Consider the following 16,212-nt stretch of genomic DNA (forward strand, 5'->3'; position numbering starts at 1 on the left):
TCCGGAGATCAATCGTCACTGCGGAGCTCCTCGATCACCAGCCCCAGGCCGATGGCCAGCAGCCAGAGGTCCTTGGACAGGCCGATGCCCTGCTGGGTCGGGCGCAGGCTGCCCTCCTCGCGCATGCCCGGCGTCCTGAGATAGAGCCCGAGCAGGCCCGCGGCGAACGCGGTCAGCCCCGCGCCGGCCAGCAGCGACGGCACGAACGGCAGGACGAGCGCGGCCCCGAGGGCGAGCTCGCCCTTCGACAGCAACCGGGTGAAGGCCACCGGGTCCTGGCCGCGCAGGAACGGGTACGTGCCCGCGGCCATGCCGTGCAGGCCGGCCGCCGTCTGCTCGTCGGCCTTGCTCTTGCCGATCCCGGAGTTGAGGATGATGGCGGCGGCGGCCAGGCGGCCAGGGAGCTGGTGCGGCCGGACGAAAATTCGCATGATTCCTCACAGTGTGTGATTTGTGGGCGTTTGGCTCCTTCCCTGCCGCTCTCCGCACATCCGGGACATCGGACGGTCTTGGCTGTTCGCGGACGGTGGACCCCGCTGTGAGAGAAAATCTTTAGCTGGTTTGGTGTCTCGCATTAGTGTCTAGCTGTGACATATGGCGCATACCTGAGATATCCACATCTGTCCGGTGACCTGGTCACCTTCGTCGCCGACGACGATGTCTGGCTCGCCCCCGTCGCCGGCGGCCGGGCCTGGCGCTTCACCGCCGACCGCGTGCCGGTCTCCTCCCCGCGGTTCTCGCCCGACGGCTCGCGCATCGCGTGGACCAGCGGCAAGGAAGGCGCCCCCGAGGTGTTCGCGGCCGAGCTCGACGGCGCGGAAGGCACCCGGCTGACGCACTGGGGCAACGCCATGACCGGCGTCCGCGGCTGGACCGCGGACGGGGCCGTGCTCGCGGTCAGCTCCACCGGGGAGGCGTCGCGCACCCGGCTGTGGGCGTACGCCGTCCCGCTCGACGGGGGGCCGGCCGGGCGGCTGCCGTACGGGTGGGTCAGCGACGCGGCCGTCAGCGGCGCGAAGGTGGCCACGGTGTCGCCGGTCTGGCGCGAGCCGTCCCAGTGGAAGCGCTACCGGGGCGGCACGGCGGCCAAGATCTGGGTCGACGCCGACGGCGACGGGGAGTTCGTCAGGCTGTTCGCCGACAGCCCCGCCCAGTACTGGGCGGTGAACTGGGTCGGCGACCGGATCGTCTACCTGTCCGACGCGGACGGCGTGGGGAACCTCTACTCGGCCCTTCCCGACGGGTCCGACGTGCGCCGGCACACCAGCCACGACGAGTTCTACGCCCGTCACGCCACGAGCGACGGCGAGCGGGTGATCTACAGCCACGCGGGGGACCTGTGGCTGCTGGAGAGCCTGGACGCCGAGCCGTACAAGCTGGAGGTGAAGCTCGGCGGCCCGCGGCCGGGACGCGCGCGCCGGCCCGCGCCCACGCGCGTCGGCGGCTTCTCCCCGGACGCGACCGGGCGGGCCAGCGCGGTCGAGATCCGCGGCACCGCGCACTGGGTGACCCACCGCGACGGTCCCGCCGGCGCGCTCCGGGTGGAACCCGGCGTGCGGGTCCGCCTGCCGCGCGCCCTCGGCGCCGACGGCCGGGCCGTGTGGGTCTCCGACTCCGGCGGCGAGGACGGCCTGGAGATCGGCGTCCCCGGCGGCGAGATCAGGAGCCTGGCCGGCGGGCAGCTCGGCAGGGTGCTCGAACTGACCGCCGCCCCCGACGGCAAGCACGCGGCCGTGGCCACGCACGACGGGCGGCTGCTGGTCGTGGACCTCGAATCGGGCGACCTGCGGGAGCTCGACCGCACCACCCAGGGCGACATCAGCGGGGTCTCCTTCTCGCCGGACTCCGGCTGGCTGGCCTGGGTGCACCCCGACCACGAGCCGCTGTCGCAGATCAAGATGGGCCGCGTGGACGGCACGTCGGTGATCGACGTGACGCCGCTGCGCTTCTCCGACTACGACCCGGTGTTCACCAAGGACGGCAAGCACCTGGCCTTCCTGTCGGTGCGCACGTTCGACCCGGTGTACGACGCGCACGTGTTCGACCTGTCGTTCCCGGCGGGCTGCCGGCCGTACATCGTGCCGCTGCAGGCCGCCACGCCGTCGCCGTTCGACCCCTCGTTGCAGGGACGCGGGTTCAACGGGGAGGACGACAAGCCCGGCAAGGACGACAAGAAGGACGACGCGCCGCCGCGTACCGAGGTGGACCCGGAGGCGCTGGCCTCCCGCGTGGTGCCCGTACCCGTGCCGGCGGGCCGCTACGGCAACCTCAGGACCGCCAAGGACGCGCTTCTCTGGCTCCGCCACCCCCTGACGGGCCAGCTCGGCGACGGCACCGAGCCGGTGAGCGAGACCGTGCTCGAACGCTACGACCTCAAGAAGCGCGCCAAGGCCGAGCTGGGCAAGGAGGTGCGGGCCTTCGAGGTCAGCGGCGACGGCACCAGGCTCGTCACCAACGGCAAGAACGGCCTCCAGACGCGGGCGGCCGGCGAGGGCGACGAGGTCGTCACGATCGACCTCGACCGGATCACCGTCCAGATCGATCCGGTCGCCGAATGGCGCCAGGGCTACCGCGAGGCCGGGCGGCTCATGCGCGACCACTTCTGGCGCGAGGACATGGGCGGCGTCGACTGGCAGGCCACGCTCGACCGGTACGAGCCGCTGGTCGACCGCCTCGGCTGCCACTCCGAGCTGATCGACCTGCTGTGGGAGGTGCAGGGCGAGCTGGGCACCTCGCACGCCTACGCCAGGGGCCACGACGGCGTCAGCGACCCGCGCCGCCGCCAGGGCCTGCTCGGCGCCGACCTGGCCAAGGACGAGGACGGGACCTGGCGCGTCGAGCGCATCCTGCCGGGCGAGACCTCCGACCACGCGGCCCGCTCGCCGCTGCTCGCGCCCGGCGTCGCGATCCGTCCCGGCGACGCGATCGTGGCGGTGGGCGGGCGTCCGGTCGATCCGGTACGCGGCCCGCTCGCGCTGCTGTCCGGCACCGCCGACCGGCCCGTGGAGCTGACCGTGCGGCCCGCGGCCGGCGGCTCGACGCGCCGGGTCGTCGTCACCCCGCTCGCCGACGACAGCCAGCTCCGCTACCACGACTGGGTGGAGAGCCGGCGGGCCTTCGTCCGCGAGTCGTCCGGCGGGCGGCTCGGTTACCTGCACGTCCCGGACATGGTGGCCTCGGGGTGGGCGCAGTTCCACCGCGACCTGCGTACCGAGATGGCCTTCGACGGGCTGGTCGTGGACGTGCGCGAGAACGGCGGCGGGCACCTGTCCGAGCTGGTGCTGGAGAAGCTGTCGCGCAAGGTCACCGGCTGGGCGCGGGCCCGCGGCTACGAGCCGATGCGCTACCCCGAGGACTCGCCCCGCGGGCCCATCGTGGCCGTCGCCGACGAGTTCGCCGGGTCCGACGGCGACATCGTCAGCGCCGGGATCAAGAACCGCGCCCTCGGCCCGCTCGTCGGCACCAGGACCTGGGGCGGCGTCATCGGCATCGACTCGCGCTACTCCCTGGTGGACGGGACCGTGGTGACCCAGCCGCGGTACGCGTTCTGGCTGGAGGGGCCGGGCTGGGGCGTGGAGAACCACGGCGTCGATCCGGACGTCGAGGTCGTGATCACGCCGCAGGACCGGGTGGCGGGCCGCGACCCGCAGCTGGCGAAGGCCGTCGAGCTGGCGCTCGCCGCGCTGGAGGAACGTCCGGCCGCCACCCCGCCGGAACTGCCGCCGCTGACCTGATCGCGCTGAAGGGGCGGCCCATCGGGGCCGCCCCTTCGGTCCGGCGTTCAGCCCGGCCTTCAGGCCGCCGTTCCGTCCGGCGGGGCCTCGGAGCCCGTCGGGTCGGCCGCCCTCTCAGCTCAGCCTGGTGAGGATCTCCGAGAGCACAGGTTCCGTCGTCGCGAAGTTCAGCCGTACGTAGTCCGCGCCGCCCGGCCCGAACGACGCGCCGTCGTTGAGCCGCACCCGGGCCTCCCGCTCGATGACCTCGGCCATGCCCGGCTGCCCGGTGTGCAGCCACGCCAGGTAGGTGGCCTGGGGCATCCGGTACCCGAACCGGTCCGGCAGCCGCTCGGCGATCAGCCGGCGGTTGCGGTCGAGCAGCGCCCGCGTCCGGTCCAGCCAGGCGTCGCCGTGCCGCCAGGCCGCGACCGTGGCCTCCACCCCGAACAGGTGCGTCGACCCGAAGAGGAACGGCGGCTGCGCGGCCAGGGCCGCGCGCACCCCGGCGTGCCCGATGTGGGCGACCGAGCAGCGGATGCCGCCCAGGTTGAACGCCTTCGTGGCGGAGGTGAGGGTGACCGTGCGCTCGGGCAGGATCGTCGCGAAGGGGATGTGCCGGTGGGGCTCGTAGGCGAGGTCGGCGTGGATCTCGTCGGCCAGCACCAGCAGGTCGTGGCGCTCGGCCTGCTCGGCCAGCGCCTCCAGCTCGGCGTGGGTGAACACGCGGCCCGTCGGGTTCTGCGGGTTGACCAGCAGGAGCACCCGGCAGCCGGACAGGTCGGGCACCTCGAACCGCCACGCGTCGCCGTCCGGTTCGAGCTGGATGGGGACGAGCGGACGTTCCATGACATCGAGGGTCGTCAGGAACGGGTGGTAGGCCGGGGTGTGCAGCGCGATGCCGTCCCCCGGCTTGGTCCAGAGGTGCAGCAGCACCTGGAGGGCCTGGTTGATGTCGCTGAACGTGTGGACGTGCGAGGGGTCGGCCGTCCAGCCGTGGCGGGCGGCCATGCGCTCGGCGAACGCCTCGGCCAGGGGGCCGGCCTGCGGCTTGTCCAGCCAAGTCGGGTAGCCGAGGTCGCCGGCGGCGCGACGGGTCAGGGCCTCGATCACCTCGGGGGCGGTGGACAGGTCCATGTCGGCGATCCAGGCGGGGATGACACCGGGGGCGGTGATTGCCCATTTGAGACCGTCATGCGTCTCTTTGAGGTCCTTCATCTCTTTGGAGGCGGGGGTCTCTTTTGGGGCATTCGTGTCGGTCACGGGCACAGTTTAGGAGTGCGCGGTGTGGCGGTATGAGGGGGCCTTACGCCGGTTCGTGCGGACAGTGGGCGTTGCGAAGGCGTCGAACCGGGGATGGGACGTCCGGGTCGGGGCGGTGCGCGGGGCCGGCCGCGTTCTGTTCCGGGGCCCGAAGGAACGTCCCGGGAGAAGGGTGAACCGACGCCGCCCCCCACGCGAGGCCGATAAGGGCCTCGACGTCGGAGGGCGGCGTTCGGTGCGTGCGACGTGCGAGGAATCGCCACATGGCGCCGGCGATCACAGCTCCCCGTGCGAGGGGGGCCGGATCGCGGGAAGTCGAACGGCGGCCGCGGCCTCTTAAAGGGCGGCCGACCGGCGGATGGACTAGAGGCGGCGGAGGACGGCCACCACCTTGCCCAGAACGCTGGCCTCGTCACCGGGGATGGGCTCGTAGTTCGAGTTGTGAGGCACCAGCCACACGTGCCCGTCCTTGCGCTTGAAAGTCTTGACCGTGGCCTCGCCCTCGATCATGGCGGCCACGATGTCACCGCTCTCGGCGACCGGCTGCTGGCGGACGACCACCCAGTCGCCGTCGGCGATGGCGGCCTCGATCATCGAGTCACCGGCCACCTGGAGCAGGAAGAGCGTGCCCTCGCCGACGAGCTGCTTGGGAAGGGCGAAGACGTCCTCCACGCTCTCCTCGGCCAGGATCGGGCCACCGGCGGCGATGCGGCCCACGAGCGGGACGTAGGCGGCGGTCGGCCGGCTCACCGGGGCCTCGTCGTCGGTGGCGTCGGGGTCGACCCACAGCACGGGCTCGCCGGGCAGGCGCACCTCCAGCGCGCGCGGCCGGTGCGGGTCGCGGCGCAGGTATCCCTTGCGCTGCAGGGCGGTCAACTGGTGCGACACGCTGGACGTGCTCGTCAGCTGCACGGCCTCGCCGATCTCGCGCATCGAGGGCGGGTAGCCGCGCTGCTGAACCGAATCGCGGATCACTTCGAGGATCTTGCGCTGCCTGGGTGTCAGGCCCAGGGAGTCGCGCCGGCGCACCGCGAGGTCTGTGACCCCGTTAGCGTCTTCCCGCTCGCTCATGCTCTTCCTCCTCGCCTGGCGGCGGCCCGCCTCACCGGCGAACCTCCCGGTCCGTGGTCTTGATGTCGCACACAGCGACCGTATCGCTGTTGAAGATCATCTTCAAACAATTGTTCGAGTCTTCCTCGAAATTGTCGCCAGCGTGGTGTACAACATCGTACGGGAGTTCGATCGACACCGTGTTCGATTTGCTGATCTTATTTTGGCCGTTTCCTCGGGCCAGACGGCGGGAGGCCAATCGTGCGAACGACCCCGAGCACCGACCCGACCAGCGAAGACGCCAACCGGCTCACCCTCATCGCCGACGCCACCCGGGGCGGCGGCCGACGTGGAGACGACCCCCAAACCGGCTCCGGCCGCCGTGAGAATCAGGGAAGACGACCGGCTCCCGATTCGAACACCCGGCGACGCCGCGTGGGCGGCCCCGGGGGTGCCGCCCATGGCTCGGGCCGCCCCCGGCTGTGGCTGGTTCCCTCCCCGCGTCCGGACGAGGACACGGAGGCTGAACGGACGCTGTCCCAGGAGCGCGGTGGACAGTCTCTCACCGACGACACCCGCGCCGCTCGCCGCCGGGTCGAAGGCACACAGGGCATGCCCGGCACGGACGTGACCAAGCCTCCCGCCCGCCCACCCGAGCCCTCCACCCGGCGCCGCCGGCCACCCGAAGCGGCCGGACAACGTCCGGAGGAACTGGGAAGCCGACGTCCGGCGGAGGGGTCGGGTATGCGCGGCGAGGAGGAGGCGTCAGGAGGCCGAGGTTTGGCGGAGGCGTCGGGGAGGCGAGGTCAGGGAGGCCGTGCGGCGCGACCGGCGGGCCGGAGCTCGGCGATCCCGCCGGAAGGAGAGCGGGAGCGCAGGGCGGAGACCCGAGCGGACCGCCCTTGGGAACGACGGCGTCCAGGGGAGGCCACGAGCCGGCCTGAGCTTCGCAGGCGGCGCTCCGGTGAGCCCACGGCCTCGCCCGAGACGCGAAGGCGGCGCTTGGGCGACTCGCCCGAGCAGCCCGAGACAGAGGGGCGACGCCGCAAGAGGGGCGAGCGGCTGGGCGGGCAGGGGCGGCGCTCGGGACGGACGGCGGAGCGGTTGATTGCACGGGGGTCGCGCTCCGGGGAGGCCATGGGCCGGGATCGGGGGCAAGTGGTGAGCGGGCCGGGGGGCTCGCGGCGCCGGGGGGCGCGGAGGAACGGGGGTTCTGGTGACGATGAGGCTCGCAGGGGGCGGGAGATGTTGGGACGTGTTGTGGGGGCGGAAAGTGCTCCGGCCGGTGACGGTGCGGGGCTTGTGCGGAGTCGTCGTACGTCGCGGCGACGGCGGGGGCGGGGTGCCGGGGTGGCTTCTGTGGGGACTGGCGTAAAGGCTCCGGCTCCTCCGGTGCGGCTGACCCGCCGGGGGCGGATCGTGCTGCTGGTGGTGGTGATGGTGTCGCTGTCCCTGGGCGGCTTCTGGCTCGGGACGCGGGCGGCCGGGCACGCGGCTGCGGGCGTCGGGGTGTCCGGCGATTCCACGGTGGGCGCCGAGGTGCCTGGCCGCGCGGCCGTCAGTGCCGGGCTGCCCGGCCGGGCGAGCTCGCCGTGGGCGGCGGTCGGCTGAGGGAGCAGTCGCGCCGAAGGACACCTGGCCGAGCGGTCGCTCAACAGGCACTCCACAGGTTCTCAACATCGGCCTGGCTACCTTCGCGGTGTCCAGTACGACGAGCACCAAGGAGAACTCGATGCGAACGTTCAACACGATGGTCGTCGGTGCGGCGGTCGCCGCCGCGGCTCTGACGGCGGGCGCCCCTGCGCAGGCCTCCGTCCAGACCGGCGCCCAGACCTCCGCCGCCACCGTCACCACGGCTGGCGCGGCGGCCGGCTCGGCGACGATGTCCTGCCGTGAGGTGCGTGTGTACCGTCCGGAGATGCGCAAGGGACACGTGGCCGCGACGGGCTGGGCGATTGGCTGCTCCAGCAACCAGCGCGTCAAGATCATGCTGCAGCGCAAGCGCTGGTGGGGCTGGCAGAACATCTCCAGCGCCTCCTGGTACGGGGCCGGCAAGAGGACGTTGTACAAGGGCTGCAAGCGGGGGGACACCTTCACCTACCGCCTGCAGGGCCAGGTCAGCTACTACGCGGGAAGCAAGTACGTCGTCCACAACGGCTGGAGCCCCACGATGCGCGCGAAGTGCCCGTGACGCGCTCGGTCCGCCACCGCGTGGGGTGACCATCCAGAGCGTCAGTGACGCTCGGCGATCTTGAGGCGTAGGGGGGCGCATGGAGACGGCCACCGCGCGATCATTCGGAGTCCGTGAAGACACCCGAAGATCGTGCGGTGGCCGCTGCCGCAGCGCTGCCCCTGGCGGCTGGTTGGGTACTTTCAACGAACTGGCCTCCTGTCGCCATTAGGCAACTGCTCGACACTGCCTCTACAAGCCGCGCGGCGGCGCCGGTGCGGCGGCTCAGGGGCACCGGGCGATGGGTGGTCGGCGAGGGGCAGATCCCAACCGTGATCGTGATGTGGCGCGCGCATTGGAGTGCTGAGAAGCGGGGCCTCTGGGGACAGGGGTTGGCTCAAAGGGGTGAGCCGTCTGGGGGGGCCAAAGGGAGCAGGACCCAGTGGGCGAGGGGTTAGGGCGAACTCAAGGATGCGGGCCGTCCGGTGGCGACGGGGTCGGATCGGGTCAAAGGAGCAGGACCTAGAGGGTGGGGGCAAGGGGGCGCCAGGGCGAGGCGCTGCGTTCCGCGCGCGTCGGCGCCCTGCGTTCCGCGCGCGTCGGTGAGAAGGGGGGCTGCTGCGGGGTTCTGGGGTGAGTTGTGGGGGTAGGGGAGGGGGCTTCGGGGGTGGTGGGAGGTGGGGGGAGGCCGTGGGCTCCGGTACCTTTGTGGGGCCTGTTTGGGCTGGTCGCCGTCGGGGGCGACGGGGCCGGTCGGGTGAGGCGCGCGAGGGGCCGGCCGGGGCGACACGCCCGGGGCCCGTGTGACTGAGGGGCTGATCAGCGACTTCAGCTCCACGGTGTTGCTCAACTTGCGTTCATGGTCGCGCGCTTCTACGGTTGGACCACAACATCTAGTAGTTACACCGATGTCGGTTCACCACACCTTGTGTTTCCGTGACCGCACCATGGCGAGCCGTGGGGCGTGCGCGAGCGTACCGCGGCGAGGGTTTTACGCGTGTGGTGGGCCGGGCGGGTCGAGGAGGCGAAGCCGTGCACTGTCCGTTCTGTCGCCACCCTGACACCAGGGTCATCGACAGCCGGTCCACGGACGACGGCGCGGCCATCAGGCGCCGCCGCACCTGTCCCGAGTGCGGGCGCAGGTTCACCACGCAGGAGACCGTCCTGCTGATGGTGAGCAAGCGTAGCGGGGTGACGGAGCCGTTCTCGCGGGACAAGGTCGTCGCGGGCGTGCGGCGGGCCTGTCAGGGCAGGCCGGTCAGCGAGGACTCGCTGGCGCAGCTCGGGCAGCGGGTAGAGGAGGCCATCCGGGCCAAGGGCGCGGCCGAGCTGCCGTCGAACGAGGTGGGCCTGGCGATCCTCGGCCCGCTCCGGGAGCTCGACGAGGTGGCCTACCTGCGATTCGCGTCGGTTTATCGCGGTTTCGAGAGCCTGGCGGACTTCGAGGCCGAGATCTCACAGTTGAAGGCGGAGAAGGGGGAGTCATGACGGACACGGCCAGCGGTTCAGTGGCGCGCGGGGGTAAGCGGCCGCGTAAGGGGCTGAGGATGAAGCGGATCTTCACGAAGCCCGGCGTGCACCCGTATGACGAGGTCCAGTGGGAGCGCCGTGACGTCGTGATGACGAACTGGCGCGACGGCTCGATCAACTTCGAGCAGCGGGGTGTCGAGTTCCCCGAGTTCTGGTCGGTGAACGCGGCCAACATCGTGACGACCAAGTACTTCCGCGGCGCGGTCGGCACGCCGCAGCGCGAGTGGAGCCTCAAGCAGCTCGTCGACCGGGTGGTCGGCGTCTACACCCGCACGGGCGTCGAGCACGGCTACTTCGCCAGCGACGAGGACGCCGAGATCTTCGACCACGAGCTCAAGCACGCGCTGGTCCACCAGGTCTTCGCGTTCAACTCGCCGGTCTGGTTCAACGTGGGCACCGCCTCGCCGCAGCAGGTCAGCGCCTGTTTCATCCTCTCCGTGGACGACCAGATGGAGTCGATCCTGGAGTGGTACAAGGAAGAGGGCGTGATCTTCAAGGGCGGTTCGGGGTCGGGCGTCAACCTGTCCCGCATCCGTTCGTCCAAGGAACTGCTCTCCAGCGGCGGCACGGCCAGCGGGCCGGTCAGCTTCATGCGCGGCGCGGACGCCTCGGCGGGCACGATCAAGTCGGGCGGCGCGACGCGCCGGGCGGCCAAGATGGTCGTGCTCGACGTCGACCACCCCGACATCGAGGAGTTCATCGAGACCAAGGCGCGCGAAGAGGACAAGATCCGCGCCCTGCGTGACGCCGGTTTCGACATGGACCTGGGCGGCAAGGACATCGTCTCCGTCCAGTACCAGAACGCCAACAACTCGGTGCGGGTCTCCGACGAGTTCATGCGCGCGGTGGAGAAGGGCGACCAGTTCGGCCTGCGCGCCCGCCTGACCGGCGAGGTCATCGAGAAGATCGAGGCCAAGGACCTCTTCCGCAAGATGGCCAAGGCCGCCTGGGAGTGCGCCGACCCGGGTGTGCAGTACGACGACACGATCAACGACTGGCACACCACGCCGGAGACCGGCCGGATCACCGCCAGCAACCCGTGCTCGGAGTACGTGCACCTGGACAACTCCTCGTGCAACCTGGCCAGCATCAACCTGCTGAAGTTCCTGAAGGACGACAACACCTTCAACGTCGCCGACTTCGTCAAGCTGACCGAGCTGATCATCACCGCGATGGACATCTCGATCACCTTCGCCGACTTCCCGACCGAGCGCATCGGCGAGACCACGCGGGCCTACCGCCAGCTCGGCATCGGCTACGCCAACCTGGGCGCGCTGCTCATGGCCACGGGCCACGCCTACGACTCCGACGGCGGCCGCGCTGTGGCCGGGGCGATCACGTCGCTGATGACCGGTGTGTCCTACCGGCGCAGCGCCGAGCTGGCCGGGGTGGTGGGCGCGTACGACGGCTATGCCCGCAACGCCGAGCCGCACAAGCGGGTCATGCGCAAGCACGCCGCCGCCAACGACAACCTGCGCACGGTCGGCACCATGGACGCGAAGATCCACGCCGAGGCGTCGCGCCAGTGGTCGGAGTGCCTGAAGGTCGGCGAGAAGAACGGCTACCGCAACGCCCAGGCCAGCCTGCTCGCCCCCACGGGCACCATCGGCCTGATGATGGACTGCGACACCACCGGCATCGAGCCCGACCTCGCGCTGGTCAAGTTCAAGAAGCTGGTCGGCGGCGGCTCGATGCAGATCGTCAACCAGACGATCCCGCGGGCGCTCAGGCAGCTCGGCTACCAGCAGGAGCAGATCGAGGCCATCGTCGAGTACATCGCCGAGCACGGCCACGTCGTCGACGCCCCCGGCCTGCGCACCGAGCACTACGAGGTGTTCGACTGCGCGATGGGCGAGCGGGCCATCGCGCCCATGGGCCACGTGCGGATGATGGCGGCGACCCAGCCGTTCCTGTCCGGCGCGATCTCCAAGACGGTCAACCTGCCGGAGTCGGCCACGATCGACGACATCGAGCAGGTCTACCTGGAGGGCTGGAAGCTCGGCCTGAAGGCGCTGGCCGTCTACCGCGACAACTGCAAGGTCGGCCAGCCGCTGTCGGCCGGCAACGGCGCCAAGAAGGACGAGCCGAAGGCCGTCGAGGCCGAGCCCGAGGTCAAGGTCATCGAGGTCAACCGGCCGACCCGGCGGCGCATGCCCAACCAGCGTCCCAGCATGACCACCCGCTTCACCGTGGGCGGCGCCAAGGGCTACATGACCGCTTCGTCCTACCCTGACGACGGGCTCGGCGAGGTCTTCCTCAAGATGTCCAAGCAGGGCTCGACGCTGGCGGGCGTCATGGACGCCTTCTCGGTGGCGATCTCCATCGGCCTCCAGTACGGGGTGCCGCTGGAGACGTACATGAGCAAGTTCGTGAACATGCGGTTCGAGCCGGCAGGCATGACGGACGACCCGGACATCCGGATGGCCACGTCGGTGATGGACTACATCTTCCGCCGCCTGGCCCTCGACCACCTGCCCTACGACGAGCGGGCGGCGCTGGGCATCTTCTCGGCGGCCGAGCGCGCCGCGCAGCAGCGCGGCGAGGACCCGGCGGCGCTGCCGGAGGCGGTCGACCGGGAGGCGCTGGCCCAGTCGGCGCCCATCGAGAAGCCCAAGGAGGAGCCGAAGGAGGAGCCGGTCCGGGAGCTGACGCTGGAGAGCCACCAGCGCTTCACCGCCGACGCGCCGCTCTGCATGACCTGCGGCACCAAGATGCGGCCGGCCGGAAGCTGCTACGTGTGCGAGGGCTGCGGCTCGACCAGCGGCTGCAGCTGATCGTCCGCTTGGTTCGACGCTGAACTGAGATGAGGGGGCCCGGGAACGGGCCCCCTCATCGGCGTTCCGGGGGTCAGGCTCCGGTCAGCAGGTCGCGCAGGACGTCGGGTTTGTCGGTGATGATGCCGTCCACCTGGTACGTCACCAGGCGTTGCATGACGTCGGGGCTGTCGACCGTCCAGGCGAAGACCTTCATGCCGTGCTCGTGGGCCAGCTTCACGTACGAAGGCGTGAGCGCGGCGTACGGCGGGTTGACGTGGTCGGCGAACCGGGCCAGGCCGGGCAGCGCGGCGGCGCCCGGCGTGCCGAGCAGCCCGATCGGCACGCCGGGCAGCAGCCGGTGGAAGGCGCGCATCGAGTCCCAGTCGAACGACTGCACCACCAGCCGCCCCGGCGCGAGCCAGGAGGGCTCGGCGCGCAGCGCGCGGACGATGCGGGCCTCGATGCCCGGGTAGAGCTTCGGCTCCTTGACCTCCAGCAGCATCCCGGCGCGGGATCCGGCCGTCGCGCGCAGCGCCTCCTGAAGGGTCGGCACCCGCTCGCCGGTGTACTCCCGGTCGAACCAGGAGCCCGCGTCCAGCCTGCGGATCTGCGCGAGCGTGAGGTCGCGCACCCGCCAGGGCGCCAGGCCCGGCAGGGCGCGCTCGGCGTCGGTGGTGCGGGCGAGGGTGGTGTCGTGCATCAGGACCAGCTCGTGGTCCTTGGTCTCCTGGACGTCCAGCTCGAACAGGTCGGCCCCCTGGCGGGCGGCGAGCTGGAAGGCTGCGACGGTGTTCTCCGGCGCGTACGCCGACGCGCCCCGATGGGCGACGTTGAGCACCGCGCCGACCGCAGTGTCGACGGCAGTGTCGACCGCAGTGTCGACGGCGGCGGCGGGCGGGGAGGCCAGGGGGAGGAGGGCGAGGGGCAGGAACAGGGCGAGTCGCCGCAACATGGATCTCCTCGGTGGGGGAGAGACCGACAACCCCGACCATGACCAGCAAGGATGACCGTGAGTTGAGGGCAGAGTAACGCAGCGGTGCCCAACCGATGAGACTTCGACACGCGGACATGCGTGAGGGCGGGCCGCCCGCGGCGGCCCGCCCTCAGCTGACACCGGCTACTTCAGTCCGGCGTCCAGCGCGGTGGTGAGGACGCCCGGGTCGCCGGACATCTCCCAGATCATCGCGCCCAGCAGGCCCTTGCTCTTCAGCCAGGCCGTCTTCTTGCCGATCGACCAGGCGTCGTCGAACGTCCACCACTGCCCGTTGTTGCCGGTGTAGCAGTAGGTGGCGACGGCGGCCTCGTCGTGCCGGACCGTGCAGCCGGGCACCATGGCCAGCAGGTTGCTGTAGCCGCGGGTGCCCGCCTCCTCCTGGAACTGGCCGGGAGCCGCGCCGTGCGCGTCCTGCCACTCGCCGGCCTTGCCGCCGTCGGTCACCTGCTGCCAGCCGCGGCCGTAGTAGGCCAGGCCGATGGTCAGCTTGCGGGGGTTGACGCCGGCCTGGAGGTAGACGTCCACGGCCTTCTCGACGCTGAAGTCCGGGTTGTACGGACTGTCCGCGTCGAGGTACAGGTTGCCCTGGTGGCCGGTGCGGTTCGGCTCCCAGGAGTTGTCGCTGCCCGCGCCGTGGAAGTCGTAGCCCTGGATGTTGAAGATGTCCAGCGACTTGGCGACCTCGGGCAGGTCCCAGCCGGCGGCGATCTTGGCCGGGTCGGCCGGGGTGAACGCCGTGAGCTGGTACCGCTTGCCGGTCGTCGTCGTCAGCGCGTCGAGCTGGCGGCGGAACTCGGCGATCAGCAGCGTGTTGTTGGCCTTGTCGTTCTGGCCGATGTGGTTGCCCGCGTGCCCTTCGGCGCCCGGCCACTCCCAGTCGAGGTCGATGCCGTCGAAGATGCCCGCGGCCGTGCCCGGACCGCCCTTGCCGTTGTAGTCGGGCAGGTTGCCCTTGATGTAGGTGTCGATGCAGGAGGCGACGAACTTCTTGCGGGAGGCGTCGGTCGCCGCCACGTCGGAGAAGTACTTGGAGTACGTCCAGCCGCCGAGCGAGATCAGCACCTTGAGGTTCGGATACTTCGCCTTGAGCTTCTTGAGCTGGTTGAAGTTGCCCTGGAGCTTCTCCCAGCCGGTGTCGGCGACCCCGTCGACCGACTGGGCGGAGCTGAACGGCCTGCCGTAGTCGGCCTCGGCGTCACCGGCGCCGTCGCCCTGGCTCGGGTCCTGCGGGTCGGACGTGGTGCCCTTGGTGACGCCCTGCAGGCAGGTCAGGTTCTTGGGGTCGATGTTGGCGAAGGCGTAGTTGATGTGGGTCAGCTTCGCCGCGGCCCCGGTGGTGTCCAGGTTGCGGACGAAGTACTGGCGGCCGTAGATGCCCCACTGGACGAAGTAGCCGACGCGGGCGTACCCGGTCTCGACGATGTCCGACGTCGTCACCTTCACCGGGGCGGAGGCGGCGGAGAGGTTGTCGTACAGGTCGCGGGCCTTGACCGTGAAGGAGTACTCGGTCGAGGGGGACAGGCCGGAGACGACCGCCGTCGTGCCCGTGACGGTCGTGGCCAGGGTCGAGCCGGTGAAGACGTCGTAGTTGGCCACGCCGGTGTTGTCGGTGGAGGCCGTCCAGGACAGCGTGACGCTGCTGGACGTCTTGGCCGTGCTGCGCAGGCCCGACGGCACCGACGGCGCCTGGGAGTCGTCGGCCGGGTTGCGGGTGGTCACCTTCATCGGCGCCGAGGCGGCCGACAGGGTGCCCTTGCGGTCCTTGGCCTTGACGGTGAACGTGTACTCGGTGTTCGGCGTCAGGCCGGAGACCGTGCCGGAGGTCTCGGTGACCGAGGCGGCCAGGGCGGAGCCGTTGTAGATCTCGTACCCGACGATGGGCAGGCTGCCCTGGGTGGCGGCGTCCCAGGCGAGCGAGACGGTCTTGGTGGTCTTGACCGGCGAGCGCAGGTTCCCGGGGGCGCCGGGCGGCGCGTCGGGGGTGCCGTCACAGTTGACGTCGTTGATCCGGCAGCTCGTCGGCTCGGCGTTGGCCGTGCTCACCGTGAAGCTCGGGCTGTAGGGCTCGGTGGTCGCGCCCGCGTTCACGGTGGTGTTGTAGTGGACGGGGGTCAGGGTGACGGTCCGCCCGCTCTGGGTGAGTGAGCCGTTCTGGGCGTTGCTCGCGGTGACGCCCGCGGGCAGCTCGAACACGATCGACCAGCCGTTCAGCGCGGTGGTGCTGTTGTTGGCGACGATGAACTTGGCCGAGGTGCCGCTGACGTCGTAGGTGGCGCTGACCGGCGGCTTCGTGGGCGGGTCGCCGCCGGTGCCGTCGCAGTTGGCGCCGTTGATCAGGCAACTCGTCGGCTGGACGGCCGAGCTCAGCGTCACCTTGGGGCTGTAGGGTTCGGTGTTCTTCCCCGCCTGCACGGTGTTGATGTAGAAAGCGGGGGTGAGCGTCACCTTGGTGCCGTTCTGGCGGATGGTGGCGTTCTGGGGGTTGCTCGCGGTGACCCCGGACGGCAGCTCGAAGACGATCGACCAGCCGCTGACGGCGGTCGTGCCCGGGTTGCTCACCAGGAAGGTGCCGGTGTTCCCGGAGAGGGAGAACGTGGCGATGAGGCGGCTCGCAGCCTGTGCGGGAAGGGTGCACATGCCGATGATCACGAGAACGGCGATCAGGGGGGTGACTAATCGGCGCACGTCAAGGACCTTTCTTTAAAGAAAGTTTCCTAACAATTACGCGGATCGTAA

General features: G+C 70.7%; 10 protein-coding genes. 5 read left to right on the top strand and 5 right to left on the bottom strand.

Going from position 1 to position 16,212, the window contains the following annotated elements; all coding sequences use genetic code 11:
• Positions 1–8: 8 nt before the first annotated feature.
• A complete protein-coding gene (locus tag ACIBQ8_RS38615; protein ID WP_397178079.1) occupies positions 9–431 on the bottom strand; it encodes a hypothetical protein in 423 nt (140 codons plus the stop codon).
• Positions 432–587: 156 nt separating this feature from the next.
• On the opposite strand from ACIBQ8_RS38615, the gene ACIBQ8_RS38620 reads away from it, so the two are divergent.
• On the top strand, positions 588–3,734 hold the full coding sequence (locus tag ACIBQ8_RS38620; RefSeq protein ID WP_397194524.1) for a PDZ domain-containing protein: 3,147 nt from the start codon (positions 588–590) through the stop codon (positions 3,732–3,734).
• Between the two features lie 114 nt (positions 3,735–3,848).
• Here ACIBQ8_RS38620 and ACIBQ8_RS38625 read toward each other — a convergent pair whose 3' ends face one another.
• A complete protein-coding gene (locus tag ACIBQ8_RS38625; RefSeq protein ID WP_397194525.1) occupies positions 3,849–4,976 on the bottom strand; it encodes a MalY/PatB family protein in 1,128 nt (375 codons plus the stop codon).
• Positions 4,977–5,339: 363 nt separating this feature from the next.
• Entirely contained in the window at positions 5,340–6,047 is a 708-nt protein-coding gene (gene lexA, locus ACIBQ8_RS38630) for a transcriptional repressor LexA (RefSeq protein ID WP_352357808.1), read from the bottom strand.
• A 1,338-nt stretch (positions 6,048–7,385) separates the two neighbouring features.
• On the opposite strand from lexA, the gene ACIBQ8_RS38635 reads away from it, so the two are divergent.
• The 4 genes from ACIBQ8_RS38635 (at position 7,386) to ACIBQ8_RS38650 (ending at position 12,500) form a co-directional block, all read left to right on the top strand.
• Positions 7,386–7,637 carry a hypothetical protein gene (locus tag ACIBQ8_RS38635; RefSeq protein ID WP_397178076.1) on the top strand — a complete coding sequence of 84 codons (252 nt, stop codon included), beginning with the start codon at positions 7,386–7,388 and terminating at the stop codon, positions 7,635–7,637.
• A 121-nt stretch (positions 7,638–7,758) separates the two neighbouring features.
• Positions 7,759–8,217, top strand: coding sequence for a hypothetical protein (locus tag ACIBQ8_RS38640; RefSeq protein WP_397194526.1), 459 nt, complete (start codon positions 7,759–7,761; stop codon positions 8,215–8,217).
• A gap of 1,011 nt (positions 8,218–9,228) precedes the next feature.
• On the top strand, positions 9,229–9,684 hold the full coding sequence (nrdR, locus tag ACIBQ8_RS38645; protein WP_103955744.1) for a transcriptional regulator NrdR: 456 nt from the start codon (positions 9,229–9,231) through the stop codon (positions 9,682–9,684).
• On the top strand, positions 9,681–12,500 hold the full coding sequence (locus ACIBQ8_RS38650; protein ID WP_397194527.1) for a vitamin B12-dependent ribonucleotide reductase: 2,820 nt from the start codon (positions 9,681–9,683) through the stop codon (positions 12,498–12,500). Before nrdR ends, ACIBQ8_RS38650 begins: the two co-directional genes overlap by 4 nt.
• A gap of 73 nt (positions 12,501–12,573) precedes the next feature.
• Here the strand turns inward: ACIBQ8_RS38650 and ACIBQ8_RS38655 are convergent, their stop codons facing one another.
• A complete protein-coding gene (locus tag ACIBQ8_RS38655) occupies positions 12,574–13,434 on the bottom strand; it encodes a glycerophosphodiester phosphodiesterase (protein WP_397194528.1) in 861 nt (286 codons plus the stop codon).
• 165 nt (positions 13,435–13,599) lie between these two features.
• Positions 13,600–16,161 (bottom strand): glycosyl hydrolase family 18 protein, encoded by a 2,562-nt coding sequence (locus tag ACIBQ8_RS38660; protein WP_397194529.1) that lies wholly within the window; start codon positions 16,159–16,161, stop codon positions 13,600–13,602.
• Between the last annotated feature and the right edge of the window lie 51 nt (positions 16,162–16,212).

The organism is Nonomuraea sp. NPDC049646, assembly GCF_044465525.1.
Lineage (GTDB): Bacteria > Actinomycetota > Actinomycetes > Streptosporangiales > Streptosporangiaceae > Nonomuraea.

What these genes read in the sequence shown, in the direction of transcription:
- ACIBQ8_RS38640 (WP_397194526.1), top strand. Translation starts at nt 7,759, where the DNA reads ATGCGAACGTTCAACACGATGGTCGTCGGTGCGGCGGTCGCCGCCGCG.
- ACIBQ8_RS38650 (WP_397194527.1), top strand. Translation starts at nt 9,681, where the DNA reads ATGACGGACACGGCCAGCGGTTCAGTGGCGCGCGGGGGTAAGCGGCCG.
- ACIBQ8_RS38615 (WP_397178079.1), bottom strand. Translation starts at nt 431, where the DNA reads ATGCGAATTTTCGTCCGGCCGCACCAGCTCCCTGGCCGCCTGGCCGCC.
- ACIBQ8_RS38655 (WP_397194528.1), bottom strand. Translation starts at nt 13,434, where the DNA reads ATGTTGCGGCGACTCGCCCTGTTCCTGCCCCTCGCCCTCCTCCCCCTG.
- lexA (WP_352357808.1), bottom strand. Translation starts at nt 6,047, where the DNA reads ATGAGCGAGCGGGAAGACGCTAACGGGGTCACAGACCTCGCGGTGCGC.